Origin of the sequence: Heyndrickxia sporothermodurans (assembly GCF_003055045.1) — a bacterium.
Classification (GTDB): Bacteria; Bacillota; Bacilli; order Bacillales; family Bacillaceae_C; genus Heyndrickxia; species Heyndrickxia sporothermodurans.
The window spans coordinates 58,038-75,782 of the sequence record NZ_NAZB01000011.1 but is presented as its reverse complement, the minus strand read 5'-3'; the positions used below and the strand labels follow the sequence as shown (position 1 = coordinate 75,782).

At 35.9% G+C, this 17,745-nt stretch carries 15 protein-coding genes; all 15 read left to right on the top strand.

Translation table 11 applies throughout. The features are described from left to right. Positions 1–130: 130 nt before the first annotated feature. Entirely contained in the window at positions 131–4,450 is a 4,320-nt protein-coding gene (locus B5V89_RS04190; RefSeq protein WP_107958341.1) for a PolC-type DNA polymerase III, read from the top strand. 351 nt (positions 4,451–4,801) lie between these two features. Beyond that, positions 4,802–5,269, top strand: coding sequence for a ribosome maturation factor RimP (gene rimP, locus B5V89_RS04185; protein ID WP_066233149.1), 468 nt, complete (start codon positions 4,802–4,804; stop codon positions 5,267–5,269). Positions 5,270–5,445: 176 nt separating this feature from the next. Then, positions 5,446–6,570 carry a transcription termination factor NusA gene (nusA, locus tag B5V89_RS04180; protein WP_108070621.1) on the top strand — a complete coding sequence of 375 codons (1,125 nt, stop codon included), beginning with the start codon at positions 5,446–5,448 and terminating at the stop codon, positions 6,568–6,570. A gap of 13 nt (positions 6,571–6,583) precedes the next feature. Beyond that, positions 6,584–6,859 (top strand): RNase P modulator RnpM, encoded by a 276-nt coding sequence (rnpM, locus tag B5V89_RS04175; RefSeq protein WP_066233155.1) that lies wholly within the window; start codon positions 6,584–6,586, stop codon positions 6,857–6,859. Positions 6,860–6,863: 4 nt separating this feature from the next. Beyond that, entirely contained in the window at positions 6,864–7,172 is a 309-nt protein-coding gene (locus B5V89_RS04170) for a YlxQ family RNA-binding protein (RefSeq protein ID WP_108070619.1), read from the top strand. 15 nt (positions 7,173–7,187) lie between these two features. After that, complete coding sequence (infB, locus tag B5V89_RS04165; protein WP_108070617.1) at positions 7,188–9,377, top strand: translation initiation factor IF-2; 2,190 nt, start codon at positions 7,188–7,190, stop codon at positions 9,375–9,377. Then, on the top strand, positions 9,374–9,652 hold the full coding sequence (locus tag B5V89_RS04160; protein ID WP_066233164.1) for a DUF503 domain-containing protein: 279 nt from the start codon (positions 9,374–9,376) through the stop codon (positions 9,650–9,652). Before infB ends, B5V89_RS04160 begins: the two co-directional genes overlap by 4 nt. A gap of 15 nt (positions 9,653–9,667) precedes the next feature. Beyond that, the gene (gene rbfA / locus B5V89_RS04155) at positions 9,668–10,012 is read left to right on the top strand and encodes a 30S ribosome-binding factor RbfA (RefSeq protein ID WP_066233168.1); all 345 of its coding nucleotides are present in this window, start codon (positions 9,668–9,670) and stop codon (positions 10,010–10,012) included. 65 nt (positions 10,013–10,077) lie between these two features. Beyond that, positions 10,078–10,986 carry a tRNA pseudouridine(55) synthase TruB gene (gene truB, locus B5V89_RS04150; protein ID WP_066233170.1) on the top strand — a complete coding sequence of 303 codons (909 nt, stop codon included), beginning with the start codon at positions 10,078–10,080 and terminating at the stop codon, positions 10,984–10,986. Between the two features lie 27 nt (positions 10,987–11,013). Then, positions 11,014–11,976 (top strand): bifunctional riboflavin kinase/FAD synthetase, encoded by a 963-nt coding sequence (ribF, locus tag B5V89_RS04145; RefSeq protein WP_066233173.1) that lies wholly within the window; start codon positions 11,014–11,016, stop codon positions 11,974–11,976. A gap of 121 nt (positions 11,977–12,097) precedes the next feature. Beyond that, positions 12,098–12,367, top strand: coding sequence for a 30S ribosomal protein S15 (gene rpsO, locus B5V89_RS04140; protein WP_066233176.1), 270 nt, complete (start codon positions 12,098–12,100; stop codon positions 12,365–12,367). 218 nt (positions 12,368–12,585) lie between these two features. Next, the gene (gene pnp, locus B5V89_RS04135) at positions 12,586–14,703 is read left to right on the top strand and encodes a polyribonucleotide nucleotidyltransferase (RefSeq protein ID WP_066233179.1); all 2,118 of its coding nucleotides are present in this window, start codon (positions 12,586–12,588) and stop codon (positions 14,701–14,703) included. Between the two features lie 126 nt (positions 14,704–14,829). Next, entirely contained in the window at positions 14,830–15,813 is a 984-nt protein-coding gene (locus B5V89_RS04130) for a polysaccharide deacetylase family protein (protein ID WP_066233181.1), read from the top strand. Between the two features lie 13 nt (positions 15,814–15,826). Further along, entirely contained in the window at positions 15,827–17,104 is a 1,278-nt protein-coding gene (locus B5V89_RS04125; RefSeq protein WP_181294259.1) for a M16 family metallopeptidase, read from the top strand. A gap of 275 nt (positions 17,105–17,379) precedes the next feature. Beyond that, on the top strand, positions 17,380–17,619 hold the full coding sequence (locus tag B5V89_RS04120; RefSeq protein WP_066233185.1) for a YlmC/YmxH family sporulation protein: 240 nt from the start codon (positions 17,380–17,382) through the stop codon (positions 17,617–17,619). The last annotated feature ends 126 nt before the right edge of the window (positions 17,620–17,745 follow it).

The window sequence follows — 17,745 nt, the reverse complement described above, 5'->3', positions numbered from 1 at the left end:
TTTTAGAAAAACATCTGTCAATGTTTGTGGATTGAAATTGTCGTGATGTTTTTTTATTATGTATATGGAATGATTTATAATTGAACGTTGATTTAAGATATAGATATAGAGAAGGATGGGAGAGGAAAATATGACAAGCAATCCCGCCGAAAAAAAAGAGCGATTTCGTGTTTTATTGCAACAACTTAATATGACAGAAGATCGAATCGTCCAATTCTTTCAAAACGCGGAAATAGAAAAACTCGTAGTAGAAAGAAAATCAAAACGTTGGCATTTTTACTTTTTGTTTCAGCAGATATTACCCTATGAAATTTTTAACCGTTTTACCCTGCAACTGCAACACGCATTTAACCATGTGGCAAAGGTTGACTTTACGATTCGTGTTATGGAGTCGAGCTTTCCCGAAGAAGCTGTCGTTGATTATTGGAGACATTGTATAAAAGAACTAGATGGGATATCCCCCATGCTCTTATCCTTATTAAATGAGCAAGTACCAACATTAAAAGGGAATAAATTAATTGTACAAACGAGAAATGACACGGAAGCAAGAACACTAAAACAAAAATACGGAGAATGGATATCAAATATTTACCAAAACTTTGGTTTTCCACTTTATGTATTAGATGCTGAAATCGGACAAAATGAAGCAAATGAAGAATATAAAAAATTTATTGAAGAAAAACAAAAAGAAGACGAGGAACGGGCGAAATTAGCCGTAATAGAAATGCAGAAGAAAGAATCAGAGACTAGTGATTCACCTGTAAATGAAGGTCCAATCATGATTGGGTTAACAATTAAAGAGGATGATACGTTCCGTCGCATGGAGGAAATTATTGATGAAGAGAGACGAATTACAGTAGAAGGATATGTCTTTTTTGCTGAAACAAAAGAACTCCGCAGTGGAAGAACATTATTAACATTTAAAATTACGGACTATACAAGCTCAATTTTGGTGAAAATGTTTTCGCGTGATAAAGAAGATGCTGCAATTCTTAGCCAAGTGAAAAAAGGAATGTGGATTCGGGCAAGAGGAAGCATCCAAAATGATACTTTCGTTCGGGATCTTGTCATGATTGCAAATGATTTAAATGAAATTAAACCGAAACTTAGACAAGATCACTCACCTGAAGGCGAAAAACGAGTCGAGCTTCATCTTCATACACCGATGAGCCAAATGGATGCTGTAACACCGATAAGTGATTTAGTCAGCCAGGCGAAAAAATGGGGTCATAAAGCTATTGCGGTTACCGATCATGGAATCGCTCAATCGTTCCCGGAGGCATTTAGTGCCGGGAAAAAGAACGACATAAAGATTCTATATGGAGTAGAAGCAAATCTGGTTGATGACGGAGTTCCGATTACGTATAATGATGCACATCGATTATTAAGTGAAGATACATTTGTCGTCTTTGATGTGGAAACGACAGGTTTGTCAGCTGTTTATGATACAATCATTGAACTCGCTGCCGTGAAAATTCACAATGGAGAAATTATCGACCGTTTTGAATCGTTCGCTAACCCTCATCATCGACTATCTAATACAACGATCGAGCTAACCGGAATAACCGATGAAATGGTTGAAAGTGCTCCTGATGTAGATATTGTTTTACGAAAATTTTCAGAGTGGGCCAAAGATGATATTTTAGTAGCACATAATGCCTCATTTGATATGGGGTTTCTAAATGTTGGTTACCAGAAGATCGGTTTACCAAAAGCAACAAACCCTGTTATTGATACGCTAGAGGTAGCAAGACTACTTTATCCGGAATTTAAAAATCATCGTTTAAATACACTTGCGAAAAAATTCGATATTGAATTAACCCAACACCATCGTGCAATATATGATGCTGAAGCAACCGGATATATTCTATTAAAATTATTAAAAGATGCAAGTAAACAAGGAATTGAATATCATGATCAATTTAATGATTATATGGGTAAAGGTGGAGCGTATAAACGGGCACGTCCATCACATTGCACATTATTAGCTCAGACGGAAAAAGGACTTAAAAATTTATTTAAGCTCATTTCACTCGCTCATATTGATTATTTTTACCGTGTTCCAAGAATACCCCGGTCACAATTACAAAAGTTCCGTGAAGGCATCCTTGTCGGTTCTGCCTGTGATAAGGGAGAGGTTTTTGAAGGGATGATGCAAAAAGCCCCTGATGAGGTAGAGGAAACAGCGAAATTCTATGATTATCTAGAAGTGCATCCGAAAGAGGTATATGCACATTTAATAGAATTAGAATTAGTTCGAGACGAGAAATCATTAGAAGAAATTATTTCGAATATCGTTAAATTGGGTGAAAAACTAGACCTTCCAGTAGTAGCAACAGGCAATGTACATTATCTTAATCCAGAGGATAAGATCTATCGAAAAATTTTAATAGCCTCTCAAGCGGGTGCTAATCCTTTAAATCGTCATAAATTACCGGATGTTCATTTTCGAACGACTGATGAAATGTTACAAGCTTTTTCATTTTTAGGGAAAGAAAAGGCAAAGGAAATTGTAATTACGAATACGAATAAAATTGCAGATATGATTGATACGATTAAGCCAATCAAGGATGATCTATATACACCAAAAATTGAAGGGGCCGAAGACGAAATAAGAAATATGAGTTATGAAATGGCACGGAGTATTTATGGTGAAGATCTCCCGGAAATTGTTGAAGCAAGACTCGAAAAAGAACTGAAAAGTATTATTGGTCACGGGTTTGCAGTTATTTATCTTATTTCACATAAACTAGTAAAAAAATCTTTAGATGATGGTTACCTAGTTGGTTCACGTGGTTCAGTTGGTTCATCTTTTGTAGCAACAATGACTGAAATTACCGAAGTCAATCCTTTGCCACCACATTATGTATGTGCAAATTGTAAGCATTCGGAGTTTTTCAATGACGGATCCGTTGGTTCAGGTTTTGACTTACCCGATAAGGACTGTCCAAATTGTGGATCAAAATATAAAAAAGATGGACATGATATCCCATTTGAAACCTTCTTAGGCTTTAAGGGGGATAAAGTTCCCGATATTGATCTTAACTTTTCCGGAGAATATCAACCACGAGCTCATAACTACACAAAGGTTCTGTTTGGTGAAGAATATGTTTATCGAGCAGGTACAATTGGTACGGTTGCGGATAAAACTGCTTATGGATATGTTAGAGGGTACGCTCAAGATAATAACCTTAATTTACGTGGAGCGGAAATTGATCGTTTAGTACAAGGTTGTACAGGTGTTAAACGGACAACGGGACAGCATCCGGGGGGAATTATCGTTATCCCTGATTATATGGATGTATATGATTTTACACCGATTCAATACCCGGCAGATGATCGGGAATCTGAGTGGAAAACGACTCATTTTGATTTCCATTCGATTCATGACAATGTTTTAAAATTAGATATACTAGGTCACGATGATCCAACAATGATCCGGATGCTTCAGGATTTAAGCGGGATTGATCCGAAAACAATCCCAACTGATGATCCAGTCGTTATGCAAATCTTTAGCGGGACTGAATCTTTAGGGGTTACTGAAGATCAGATTATGTGTAAAACTGGAACGTTAGGGATACCAGAGTTTGGAACAAGATTTGTTAGGCAAATGCTTGAAGATACAAAACCAACAACATTTTCCGAACTAGTCCAAATTTCCGGCCTTTCTCATGGGACAGATGTATGGCTAGGAAATGCACAAGAATTGATTCATAACGGAACTTGTACTTTACCAGAAGTAATTGGATGTCGTGATGATATTATGGTGTATTTGATCTATCAAAACCTAGAACCATCATTAGCTTTTAAAATTATGGAGTCTGTTCGTAAGGGGAAAGGATTACAGCCGGAAATGGAAGAGGAAATGCGAAAACAAAATGTTCCGGAATGGTATATCGATTCATGTAAAAAGATAAAATACATGTTTCCTAAAGCCCATGCCGCAGCATATGTTTTGATGGCCGTGCGTATTGCCTATTTTAAAGTACATTTACCACTGCTTTATTATGCAGCATATTTTACAGTTAGGGCGGAAGATTTTGATCTAGAAGCAATGGTTCGCGGTTCAAGTTCCATTCGAGCCAAGATTGAAGAAATAAATGCTAAAGGATTAGATGCATCTACAAAGGAAAAAAGTTTATTGACGGTATTAGAGCTTTGCTTAGAAATGTGTGAACGTGGCTTCCAATTTCAACGGGTCGATCTATATCGCTCGAAAGCATCTGAGTTTGTAATTGATGGTAACTCATTAATACCTCCTTTTAATGCAATACCAGGTTTAGGAACAAACGCGGCATTAAATATTGTAAAAGCGCGTGAAGAGGGAGAATTCTTATCAAAAGAAGACCTCCAACAACGTGGAAGAGTTTCTAAAACAATTATAGAGTACCTTAACAATCATGGCTGTCTAGAATCTCTTCCGGAGCAGAATCAATTATCATTGTTTTAAATAAAAATAATGGTACTTGTCGGGGCTAAGCAGTCGCCTCCGCTTTTCGAATTGTCCAGCTGCGGCTTCTAGCCCCTCGAGGTCATAAGTCATCTTACTGCGTGGCTAAAGGGCAAGCCACTACGTAAGCTGCCTTATGCTTGTCGGGGCTAAATAGTCGCTTCCGCTTTTCGAATTATTTGCATATAAATTTTGGTTATGGTATATTTTTATTGGAAATACTACTGATAACTCTTGGAAAGAGTGGGGCATACCCACTCTTTCGTCTTTTTGGTTAAGTCCATTTTGCTTCTATGATGATTAATTTTTATTAATTCTTAAGCTATTACCATTGTTAATCAGGAGGTTTTTATGAGCAAAGTAACGGACATTGTCGAAGAACTCGTTACTCCTATCATTCAAGATATGAAACTTGATCTCGTCGATATTGAATATGTTAAAGAAGGGAAAAATTGGTTTCTTCGCGTATTTATAGATAAAGAAAATGGGATTGATATCGAAGAATGCGGGATTGTAAGTGAGCGTTTAGGGGAAAAATTGGATGAACTCGACCCAATCCCTAATAACTATTTTCTTGAAGTATCTTCTCCGGGTGCAGAACGTCCTTTAAAAAAAGAAAAGGATTTCAAACAAGCAGTTGGGAAAAACGTCAATATCAGTACTTACGAGCAAATCGATGGCGAAAAACAATTCGAAGGAAAACTACTCGATTTTGATGGTCAAACATTAAAACTTGAAATGAAAATTAAAACAAGGACAAAAGAAGTAGAAATTCCGTACGAAAAAGTGGCAAAAGCTCGTTTAGCTATTTTATTTTAATTTTAGGCTTTTTTAAAGCTCAGTGTTGATAATTTATTGACGCCATATTAATTGGAGCAAAAATTACAAAATGGAGTAGTCATTGACTGCCCGCTGTTCTAACCAGTACTTACAAGGCAGAACAGATAACTATAACTCGTGAAGTTTCTATTATTTTTGAGGGGGATGACATTTCCATGAGCACAGAATTATTAGATGCTCTTATTATTTTAGAAAAAGAGAAAGGGATTTCTCGTGATGTAATCATAGAAGCAATTGAAGCAGCATTAGTATCTGCATATCGAAGAAATTTTAATCAAGCGCAAAATGTGCGGACAGACTTGAATTTAGAAAATGGAACAATGAGAGTTTTTGCTAGAAAAGATGTTGTCGATGAGGTTTTTGATTCCCGACTTGAAATATCACTAGAGGATGCTGTGAAAATTAATCCTGCTTATGAAGTGGGAGATGTTGTTGAAATTGAAGTAACACCAAAAGATTTTGGACGTATCGCCGCTCAAACTGCAAAGCAAGTCGTCACACAACGTGTTCGTGAAGCAGAAAGAGGAATCATCTATTCAGAATTTATCGATCGTGAAGATGACATTATGACGGGAATTGTCCAAAGACAAGATCCTCGCTTCATCTATGTCAATCTAGGGAAAATTGAGGCATTACTCGCACAAAGTGAACAAATGCCAAATGAATCCTATCGTCCACATGATCGGATAAAAGTTTATATAACCAAGGTGGAAAAAACAACAAAAGGACCACAAATTTTTGTTTCCCGTACACATCCTGGTTTATTAAAACGATTATTTGAAATAGAAGTACCTGAAATATACGATGGTACAGTTGAAATTCGCTCTGTAGCACGAGAAGCTGGAGATCGTTCTAAAATTTCAGTTTATACTGATCGCCCAGAAGTTGACCCAGTTGGTGCATGTGTTGGTCCTAAAGGTACAAGAGTTCAAGCAATTGTAAATGAACTAAAAGGTGAAAAAATTGATATCGTTGAATGGTCAGATAACCCTGTAACCTTTGTGGCTAACGCATTAAGTCCTTCAAAAGTTTTAGATGTTATCGTTGATGAAGAAGAAAAATCGACTACGGTGATTGTACCTGATTATCAATTATCTCTTGCTATCGGGAAACGTGGACAAAACGCTAGACTAGCTGCAAAACTTACCGGATGGAAAATTGACATAAAAAGTGAATCAGAAGCACGTGAGTTAGGAATTTATCCTCGTGAGGATTCTGCTTTAATTACAAGTGATGATCAAGAAGATCATTTCGAAATGCTTGAAGACGATTTCGAATAGGGGTGACATGAAAATGGCTACTCAAAAGAAAATTCCATTAAGGAAATGTGTTGCTACGGGTGAAATGAAACCTAAAAAAGAAATGATTAGGATCGTTCGATCAAAGGATGGAGAAGTATCTATTGACCCAAAAGGAAAAAAATCCGGGCGAGGTGCCTATCTGTCCAAGGATAAAGATGCAATTCTACAAGCTAAGAAAAAAAACATATTAGCAAATCATTTAGAAACTTCTATTGATGAATCCATTTATGATGAACTTTTAAGGTTCATTGAAAGGGAGAATCTATAGATATATGACCGAATCAAAGGCATTATCATTACTTGGCTTAGCGAATCGCGCACGTAAAGTTATTTCTGGAGAAGAATTAGTAATTAAAGAAGTAAAAAATGGTCGTGCGAAACTCGTGTTACTTTCCATGGATGCATCAGAAAATACAACGAAAAAAGTGCAGGATAAATGTCGTTTTTACCGCATACCAATTTATTGGATCAGTAATAGAGAAATCCTCGGGACTGCAATTGGAAAAGAATCAAGAGTTGTCTTAGCAATAACGGATCTGGGCTTTGCGAAGAAATTAGAAATCTTGCTCGGTGAATCATAAGGTGGGGGTGAACATATGAGTAAAATTCGAATTTATGAGTACGCAAAAAAACAAAATGTTTCTAGTAAAGACATTATTTCGAAACTTAAAGAATTAAACATTGAAGTAAATAATCATATGTCTACGATAGATGGGGATACTATTAGTAAATTAGATAAGATGTTTAATCATCATGATAAACAGGTGAAATCTAATTCTATAAACAATCAATCACAGAACAAGCAACAAACAAATAAAAAAAATAGTCAAAAAGAAATGGAAGTTGAAGAGAGCCTCGTGAAAGATACTACACAACAAAAACATAAAACGAATGAATCTAAGCCAAACAATAAAAATAACGCACCTAGGGACAATAAAGGTTCTAATAATAATAAAAAGCATAAAAACAATAATAAAAATAAAAATAAACAACGGCCACAACAACAACAAGTACCGCCGAAGAAAAAAGAACTTCCAAGTAAAATCACATTTAGCGGTTCATTAACAGTTGCCGAACTTGCGAAAAAATTACACAGAGAACCATCAGAATTAATTAAAAAGCTTTTCATGCTTGGTGTTGTTGCAACGATTAATAATGAACTTGACAAGGATTCTATTGAACTTATCGCCACAGATTATGGCGTAGAAGTTGAAGAAGAAATACAAATTGATACAACCGATCTTGAAGTATATTTTACTGAAGATACAGAAGAGAATCTTAAAGAACGTCCATCAGTCGTTACGATAATGGGACATGTTGACCACGGAAAAACAACAACATTGGATTCTATTCGTAATACGAAAGTAACTGCTGGCGAAGCCGGTGGTATTACACAACATATTGGTGCTTATCAAGTAGAAGTAAATGGCAAAAAAATTACATTCCTAGATACGCCAGGGCATGCTGCTTTTACAACGATGAGAGCTCGTGGAGCACAAATTACAGATATTACAATTTTAGTTGTGGCTGCCGATGATGGTGTAATGCCACAAACGATTGAAGCAATAAATCATGCTAAGGCTGCGAATGTTCCAATCATTGTTGCAGTTAACAAAATGGATAAACCTTCTGCAAATCCTGATCGTGTCATGCAAGAATTAACTGAGCATGGGCTTGTTCCTGAAGATTGGGGCGGCGATACAATTTTTGTTCCAATTTCTGCGAAAAATGGAGAAGGTATTGATAATTTGCTTGAAATGATTCTATTAGTAAGTGAAGTGGAAGAATATAAAGCTAACCCGAACCGAAATGCAATTGGTACAGTAATTGAAGCACAATTAGACAAAGGACGCGGCTCAGTTGCTACGTTGTTAGTTCAAAATGGTACATTACGTGTCGGTGACCCAATCGTTGTCGGACATACTTTTGGCCGAGTTCGTGCAATGGTAAACGATTTAGGTCGTCGCGTGAAAGAAGCTGGCCCATCAACTCCAGTAGAAATTACAGGATTAAATGATGTACCACAAGCGGGAGATCGCTTCGTCGTATTTGATGATGAAAAAACAGCACGTCAAGTTGGAGAATTACGCGCACAGCAAGCCGTATTAGCACAACGAAATGAAACTGCCCGCGTAAGTCTAGATACATTATTCGAACAAATGAAACAAGGCGAAATGAAAGACATTAATATTATTATTAAAGCAGATGTACAAGGATCTGTTGAGGCGCTCGCAGCATCATTACAAAAAATTGATGTAGAAGGAGTAAATGTTAGAATCATTCATACTGCTGTTGGTGGTATTAATGAATCAGATATCTCCCTTGCTGCAGCTTCAAACGCAATTGTTATCGGTTTTAATGTACGCCCTGATGTTAATGCAAAGCGTGCTGCAGAAGCAGAAAATGTTGATATACGATTACATCGGATTATTTATAAAGTAATTGAAGAAATTGAGTCTGCAATGAAAGGTATGCTTGATCCGGAATTCTATGAAAAAATTATCGGTCAAGCAGAAGTTCGTCAAACATTCAAAGTATCGAAGGTTGGTACGATTGCCGGAAGTTATGTTACTGATGGAAAAATTACTCGTGACAGCGGTATCCGAATTATCCGAAATAATGTAGTCGTTTTTGAAGGAGAAATTGATACATTAAAACGTTTTAAGGATGATGCAAAAGAAGTAAGTCAAGGTTATGAATGCGGGATTACTATTAAAAACTACAATGATTTAAAAGAAGGAGACATCATTGAAGCGTTTGTGATGGAAGAAGTCGAGCGTTCATGATTGGATATGTGGAATGTGAGTTCCGCATTTATGAAGCAGGTTCTTTGAAGGAAAAAAGAGCAGTCCTTCAAAGAGTCATCACCAGACTAAAACAGAAATTTAATGTTTCAGTTTCTGAAATTGGACATCAAGATTTGTGGCAACGAACCAAAATTGCCATTGTCACTGTTGCATCGATCCAGTCAGCTGCTGAAAGAGAAATTGAAAATGCAATAAAATTTTTAGATTCCTTTCCTGAGTGGGAAAGACTAGAAACCATTTATGAATGGTTGTAATGTGAGGTGTTATGTATGAGCCTACGTGCAAATCGTGTCGGAGAGCAAATGAAAAAAGAACTTAGCGACATTATCGGCCGAAAAATAAAGGATCCACGTATTGGCTTTGTTACCGTAACAGATGTTCAGGTAACAGGTGATCTCCAACAAGCTACAGTATATATTACTGTTCTCGGAGGGGATAAACAAAAAGAAGGAACACTCCTTGCTCTTGAAAAAGCAAAAGGATTCATTCGTTCTGAAGTTGGACATCGAATTCGCTTAAGAAAAACTCCGGAACTTTCATTTGCATTTGATGAATCGATTGAGTATGGAAATCGAATTGAAACCATTATTAAAGAAATAAACACAGATAAATAGACAAAAAAGGATAGACAATTTTGTCTATCCTTTTTTCAAGACTTTATTTAAAAAGGAGTATTCATATGGATGGAATCCTTCCTTTATGGAAACCAAAAGGAATGACGTCACATGATTGTGTATTTAAAATAAGAAAAATGTTGAAAATGAAAAAGGTTGGACATACAGGAACTCTAGATCCTGATGTAACGGGTGTTCTCCCTATTTGTTTAGGAAAGGCAACAAAAGTTGCTGAATACATAACGAATGCTGGAAAAGAATACGAAGGCGAAGTTACGCTTGGATATTCAACGACAACCGAGGATGCCAGTGGTGAAAAAGTTGACGAAGTTCCAATTTGTAAAACGATCAATCGGAATCAAATTTTAGACGTGCTTCAATCATTTCGTGGTGAAATTTCGCAAACCCCACCGATGTATTCTGCAGTTAAAGTGAACGGGAAAAGATTGTATGAATACGCAAGAAAAGGGATAGAGGTTGAACGTCCAACAAGAGTCGTAACTATATATGAAATAGAATTACTAGATGATCGAAAAGTTTTTTCGGGAAATACGATTTCTTTTCGGTTTCGGGTAAAATGCAGCAAGGGAACATATATAAGAACATTAGCAGTGTCAATAGGAGAAAAATTAGGATTCCCGGCGCATATGTCTGATCTTACAAGAACATCGTCAGGTTCGTTTACAAAAGAAAATTGTTTAACCTTTTCAGATATTGAAACCCGCCTAAGTGAAAATACATTAAAAGATGTAATCTTTCCTTTAGACAGAGGAGTTTCTCATTTGCCGAAATACGTGATAAATGATACATTAGCAGAGAAAGTGAATAATGGTGCGGTTTTGGAAAAAGAAGAATGGTGGACATTTGGAGAAGAGGAAGTTGTTTTTATTCATCAAAATCAAGTGAAAGCGATCTACAAAATTCATCCTGAAAAGCCGCATTTAATAAAGCCTGTTAAAGTTCTTAATAATTGATCTAATAGAAAGAAATAGGTGAGAAAATTGAAAGTAATCACAATACATCATCCACATTCATTCAACAAGCAGGATTTTCCTCCCCTAGTTATGGCACTTGGGTATTTTGATGGCATTCACTTAGGACATCAAAAAGTCATTAATTTGGCGAAGGAAATTGCTGAACAAAATCAATGGAAAAGTGCGGTAATGACATTTGATCCGCATCCTTCTGTTGTGTTAAGTCAAAATAATAAACAAGTTGAGCTAATCACTCCTATTGAAGATAAGAAGAAACTCATTGAAAGAATGGGAATTGATTATTTATTTATTGTTCAGTTTACATCTAATTTTGCTAATCTTTCTCCTGAAGAATATGTAAAACAATATATTATCGGATTAAATGTCCATCATGTAGTCGCCGGTTTTGATTTTTCATACGGGAAATTTGGTAAAGGAACAATGGAAACTTTGCCAATTCATTCAGAAGGAAAATTCACCTATACGACAGTAGAAAAACTTGCGATTAACCGACAATCGGGAGATGAGAAAGTGAGTTCCAGTTTAACTAGGGAATTATTAGCAGAAGGAGATATGACGGAAGTTCGTCGCATTTTAGGAAGATTTTACACGACAAATGGGATCGTAATTCATGGAGAAAAGCGCGGCAGACAGATCGGTTTTCCAACTGCCAACATCAAACTATCCAATGAATATATTATCCCGAAAACAGGCGTTTATGCTGTTAAAATTAAAATTGATGGAAATTGGTATCACGGGGTCTGTAATGTAGGATTTAAGCCCACTTTCAAAAGTATCGATGAATATTCCCTATCAATTGAAGTACATATTATTGACTTTGATCAATCCATTTACGGTGAAGAAGTTTCAATCGAATGGCATTTAAGAATTAGAGATGAACAGAAATTTGCTGGAATCGATCAATTAAAACTTCAGATTGCAAAAGATAAACAAAATACCATTAATTACTTTGAAAAAAATAGAAATTAGACTTGTTTTTTTAGACAAAAAGTAGTATTATATTACAGTGTAATGAACCGTTGCTTGGCAAGTCGAGTCACCGACGCTTGCTCAGTAATTGGGGATTATTTATTTTTAGGAGGTGAAAAGGATGGCAATTGCTCAAGAACGCAAAAACGAAATCATCAATCAATTCAAAGTTCATGAAACTGATACTGGATCACCAGAAGTTCAAATTGCAATCCTAACAGAGGATATTAATAATTTGAATGAACATTTACGTGTACACAAAAAAGATCACCATTCACGTCGCGGTCTTTTGAAAATGGTTGGTAAACGTCGTAACTTACTAACTTACTTACGTAATAAAGATGTTCAACGTTACCGTGAGCTAATTAACAAATTAGGCTTACGTCGTTAATTTATATCGAATTAACAAAAGAAGCGGGATTTATCCCGCTTTTTTATTATCATGATAACTCCCAAAAAGTTACGATAAACTTTTAAGTTATTTTGATTACAATACATATTAAGCGATGACATAAAAAGATTCAATAATGTTTTGTTCAAATGACTAAGAAATTAATCATGCTTTTAAAGTCCCTAAACGGTGATTTAAAAGTAGAAAGGAGTTTTTATATGGAACATGAGAAACAAGTATTTACTTTAGATTGGGCCGGCCGTGAACTTACGGTAGAAATTGGTCAATTAGCTAAACAAGCAAACGGAGCAGTTTTAGTACGCTATGGAGATACAGCCGTTTTAAGTACTGCAACGGCTTCGAAAGAACCTAAATCAGTTGATTTTTTTCCGTTAACTGTAAATTATGAAGAGCGTCTTTATGCAGTAGGAAAGATACCTGGAGGATTTATTAAAAGGGAAGGGAGACCAAGCGAAAAGGCAATTTTAGCAAGCCGCTTAATTGACCGCCCAATTCGTCCGTTATTTGCTGATGGATTCAGAAATGAAGTTCAAGTAGTAAGCATTGTTATGAGTGTGGATCAAGACTGCCCTTCTGAAATGGCCGCAATGTTCGGATCATCACTTTCATTATCCGTCTCAGATATTCCATTTGAAGGACCAATTGCTGGAGTAATAGTCGGTCGAATTGATAATAAATTTATCATTAATCCTACAGTATCACAAATGGAAAAAAGCGATATGCACTTAACTGTAGCCGGAACTAAAGATGCAATCAATATGGTTGAAGCAGGAGCGAATGAAGTTCCTGAAGAAATAATGTTAGAAGCAATTATGTTTGGTCATGAAGAAATCAAAAGATTAATTCAATTCCAAGAAGAGATTGTTTCAAAAATTGGAAAAGAAAAAATGGAAGTCACATTATACGAAATTGACGAAGAATTAGAATCAGAAGTTCGTACGATGTGTGAAGAAGATTTAATTAAAGCCATTCAAGTACAAGAAAAGCATGCGAGAGAAGAAGCTATTCAAGAGGTAAAAGATCAAGTAATTGCTAAATTTGAAGAACGTGAAGAATTAGCAGAAGATACAATTAAGCAAGTAAAACAAATTTTAAATAAATTAGTAAAAGGTGAAGTACGCCGTTTAATTACCGAGGAAAAAGTTCGTCCAGATGGAAGAAAAATCGATGAAATTCGTCCTTTATCTTCAGAGGTTGGCTTATTATCAAGAACACATGGATCTGGTTTATTCACACGTGGACAAACGCAAGCATTAAGCATTTGTACTCTTGGCGCATTAGGTGATGTTCAAATACTGGATGGGCTCGGAATCGAAGAGTCAAAACGCTTCATGCATCATTATAATTTTCCGCAATTTAGCGTAGGTGAAACAGGACCTATGAGAGGACCTGGTCGCCGTGAAATTGGACATGGTGCACTTGGCGAACGGGCGCTTGAACCGGTTATTCCGAATGAACAACAATTTCCTTATACGATTCGACTAGTTTCGGAAGTTTTAGAATCCAACGGTTCCACTTCTCAAGCAAGTATTTGTGCCAGTACACTAGCAATGATGGATGCAGGGGTACCAATTAAAGCACCGGTTGCGGGAATTGCAATGGGCTTAGTTAAATCTGGTGAACATTATACAATTTTAACGGATATCCAAGGCATGGAAGATCATTTAGGCGATATGGATTTTAAAGTTGCCGGTACTTCTAAAGGTGTAACAGCACTGCAAATGGATATTAAAATTGAAGGTCTTTCCAGACAAATTTTAGAAGAAGCATTACAACAAGCTAAACAAGGCCGGATGCAAATATTAAATCATATGATGTCGACAATTTCTAATCCACGTGAATCGTTGTCTGCATTTGCACCAAAAATTTTAACAATGACGATTAATCCTGATAAGATAAGAGACGTTATCGGACCAAGTGGAAAACAAATAAACAAAATCATTGAAGAAACTGGCGTTAAAATTGATATTGAGCAAGATGGTACAGTGTTCATTTCTTCAACGGATGAAGAAATGAATAAAAAAGCGAAGAAAATTATAGAAGATATTGTCCGAGAAGTTGAAGTAGGACAAATTTACTTAGGAAAAGTAAAACGGATTGAAAAATTCGGCGCTTTTGTCGAAATTTTTAGTGGTAAAGATGGACTTGTTCATATATCAGAAATTGCTGAAGAAAGAGTCCGTAAAGTAGAGGATGTATTAAAAATTGGCGATGAAGTCCTAGTCAAAGTTCTCGAAATTGATAACCAAGGGCGAGTAAATCTTTCAAGAAAATCGGTTTTAAAAGAGCAAAAGGAAAAAAATGAAAATAACTAGTAAAGTCAGGAAACCCTGGCTTTTTTTTATGGTTCATTAATCTTTAGAGTAAATAAAATACTAATAAGTATTGTGTTCTACCTTGTCCTTCTTTTTCATATTTTTAAAAAGAAGGGGGATATTAAGGTGAAGAATAAATTAAAACACTTGATAGGTTTTGCTCTGATTGCTATTCTTACTTTGTCGATCATTAATAATCCATTATCAAAAAGCTATCTTACCCAATTAACAGATGCAGAAAACATTCCAACTAAACAAAATGATTTATATGATTATATTGTTCGGGTAGCTAAAAACTATTCGATTAAACCACAAGATGCTGTGAATGATAGAGTATGGAAAGCAACTCCCGGTTATAATGGTGTTGAAGTGGATATTAAAGCTTCCTACGATAATATGAAAAAAGATGGTAAATTCGATGAAAATAAATTAGTCTATAAACAAATTTCACCTAAAGTACATATAAAGGATTTACCTCCCTCTCCAATATATCGAGGAAATCCTGATAAACCAATGGTGAGTTTTCTCATTAATGTTGCGTGGGGAAATGAATTTCTGCAACCTATGTTAAAAACATTAAAAGATAATAATATTCATGCCACTTTTTTTCTAGAAGGAAGATGGGTGAAAGAAAATCCGGAATTAGCGAAAATGATTGTTGATTCGGGTCATGAAGTGGGAAATCACTCGTACACACATCCGGATATGAAGGTTCTTTCTGCAGATCGGATTCGTGAACAATTAATCAGCACAAATCAGGTTATTAAAGCAACCACTGGTAAACAAGTTAGATTATTTGCTCCGCCTAGCGGAAGTTATCGTGATGAAGTAGTGAAAATTGCTCATTCAATGAATTTACAAACAATCATGTGGAGTGTAGATACAGTTGATTGGCAAAAACCTTCTCCTGATACAATCGTCACCCGTGTAATGTCCAAAATTCATCCCGGTGCACTTATTCTTATGCACCCAACGGATTCAACAGAAAAATCATTGCAACGTTTGATAACTGAAATAAAAAAGAAGCAACTGAGAATTGGAACTGTATCAAAATTATTGGATGAAGAACGGATTATTAAAATGAATGATGGAAAACTAAAAAAAGATTAATGAAAAAAGCCTAATGGTGAACATACACCCACCAAGTTTAGGAGGATTCAAATTGATTAAGAAATATACATGTCAAAACGGACTAAGAATTGTGCACGAAGAGATCCCAACTGTTCGGTCAGTTGCAATAGGCATTTGGATAGGAACAGGCTCAAGAAATGAGGATCGTAAAAATAACGGTATCTCCCACTTCTTGGAGCATATGTTCTTTAAAGGCACGAAAACAAAAACAGCTAAGGAAATTGCGGAAGCATTCGATTCAATAGGTGGACAAGTAAATGCATTTACTTCAAAAGAGTACACGTGCTATTATGCTAAGGTTTTAGATAACCATGCACAATTTGCTCTTGACACACTTTCAGATATGTTTTTCAATTCCACTTTTGTTGAGGAAGAACTTAAAAAAGAAAAAAATGTTGTGTATGAAGAAATAAAAATGTATGAAGATACTCCTGATGATATTGTTCATGATCTTCTTAGCAAAGCAGTCTATGAAAATCACCCTTTAGGATATCCGATTCTTGGTACAGAGGATACGTTAGAAACATTTTCTGGTCAGACTTTAAATGAATATATGCATGATATGTATACACCTGATCGAGTGGTTATCTCTATCGCTGGAAATGTTAAAGATTCTTTTATTAAGCAAGTGGAATCGCTATTTGGATCATACAATGGTGGAAACCACACGAGTGAAGAGAATGTTCCAACTTTTCATTTGAATAATATAGTAAGAAAAAAAGATACAGAACAGGCACATCTTTGCTTAGGTTTTGAAGGTTTGCCAATAGGTCATAAGGAAATTTACGATTTAATTGTATTAAATAATATATTAGGCGGAAGCATGTCTTCAAGACTATTTCAAGAAGTAAGAGAACAACGAGGATTAGCATACTCTGTATTTTCCTATCACTCCTCATTTAAAGATTCCGGAATAGTCACGATCTATGCCGGTACCGGTGCGAAACAATTAGATCACTTGTATGAAACGATTCAATCGACATTAGACCATTTAAAGGATACCGGAGTAACATCTAAAGAGGTTCAAAATTGTAAAGAACAGTTGAAAGGAAATTTAATGCTTAGTCTCGAAAGCACAAACAGCAGAATGAGTAGAAACGGGAAAAACGAATTACTATTAGGAAAGCACCGCACACTCGATGAAATAGTTGAAATGATCGATGAAGTCTCAATTGATCATGTAAACAATCTATCGAAAAAAGTTTTTACCCCTCATTTCTCTGTTTCTTTAGTAAGCCCGGACGGAAAATTACCAAAAGGTATACAATAATAAGTGAAAGTCCTCGTCATTTGATGACGGGGACTTTTGTCTTTGCTGTCCAGCTCCAGCGCCTATCGACTAGAAAACTTCAGGACTTTTCCCTACGATAAGTCAACATCGATTCGCCTTGCATCACCCGCGTTTCCTTTATCTCAGTCAAAGTCCCGTAAGTCTTTTACGTCGATGGGCAAGGCGCTTTTCGCTTTTCTTAATTGCTCGTTCTAAAAAAGACTGACAAGCGATACATTGTTAATAACAGTTGTTTTAAGGAGGAATTATGAAATATGCGATTAAGTGAGCTAAGTGGGAAAGAAATCGTTGATTTTAAAAGAGCAGAAAGATTAGGCGTTTTAGGACACACGGATTTAGAATTCAATGAAAAATCTGGACAAATCCAATCATTGATCATACCTACTGGAAAATGGATGAGAAAACAGTCAAATGAAATCAGGGTTCCGTGGCAACAAATTCGAACGATTGGTTCAGACATGATTATTTTGGAAGTACCAGAAAATAATTACTAAAATATTGATCATTTAAGAATTGGCGATTAGCCAATCTTTTTTATTTTATCAACAAATCACAGATTTCTAGGTTAATACATAAGATGTGTAAGTGATAAGCGTAATCATCATAAAGAAGGTGACGAT

What these genes read in the sequence shown, in the direction of transcription:
- B5V89_RS04190 (WP_107958341.1), top strand. Translation starts at nt 131, where the DNA reads ATGACAAGCAATCCCGCCGAAAAAAAAGAGCGATTTCGTGTTTTATTG.
- rimP (WP_066233149.1), top strand. Translation starts at nt 4,802, where the DNA reads ATGAGCAAAGTAACGGACATTGTCGAAGAACTCGTTACTCCTATCATT.
- nusA (WP_108070621.1), top strand. Translation starts at nt 5,446, where the DNA reads ATGAGCACAGAATTATTAGATGCTCTTATTATTTTAGAAAAAGAGAAA.
- rnpM (WP_066233155.1), top strand. Translation starts at nt 6,584, where the DNA reads ATGGCTACTCAAAAGAAAATTCCATTAAGGAAATGTGTTGCTACGGGT.
- B5V89_RS04170 (WP_108070619.1), top strand. Translation starts at nt 6,864, where the DNA reads ATGACCGAATCAAAGGCATTATCATTACTTGGCTTAGCGAATCGCGCA.
- infB (WP_108070617.1), top strand. Translation starts at nt 7,188, where the DNA reads ATGAGTAAAATTCGAATTTATGAGTACGCAAAAAAACAAAATGTTTCT.
- B5V89_RS04160 (WP_066233164.1), top strand. Translation starts at nt 9,374, where the DNA reads ATGATTGGATATGTGGAATGTGAGTTCCGCATTTATGAAGCAGGTTCT.
- rbfA (WP_066233168.1), top strand. Translation starts at nt 9,668, where the DNA reads ATGAGCCTACGTGCAAATCGTGTCGGAGAGCAAATGAAAAAAGAACTT.
- truB (WP_066233170.1), top strand. Translation starts at nt 10,078, where the DNA reads ATGGATGGAATCCTTCCTTTATGGAAACCAAAAGGAATGACGTCACAT.
- rpsO (WP_066233176.1), top strand. Translation starts at nt 12,098, where the DNA reads ATGGCAATTGCTCAAGAACGCAAAAACGAAATCATCAATCAATTCAAA.
- pnp (WP_066233179.1), top strand. Translation starts at nt 12,586, where the DNA reads ATGGAACATGAGAAACAAGTATTTACTTTAGATTGGGCCGGCCGTGAA.
- B5V89_RS04125 (WP_181294259.1), top strand. Translation starts at nt 15,827, where the DNA reads ATGGTGAACATACACCCACCAAGTTTAGGAGGATTCAAATTGATTAAG.
- B5V89_RS04120 (WP_066233185.1), top strand. Translation starts at nt 17,380, where the DNA reads ATGCGATTAAGTGAGCTAAGTGGGAAAGAAATCGTTGATTTTAAAAGA.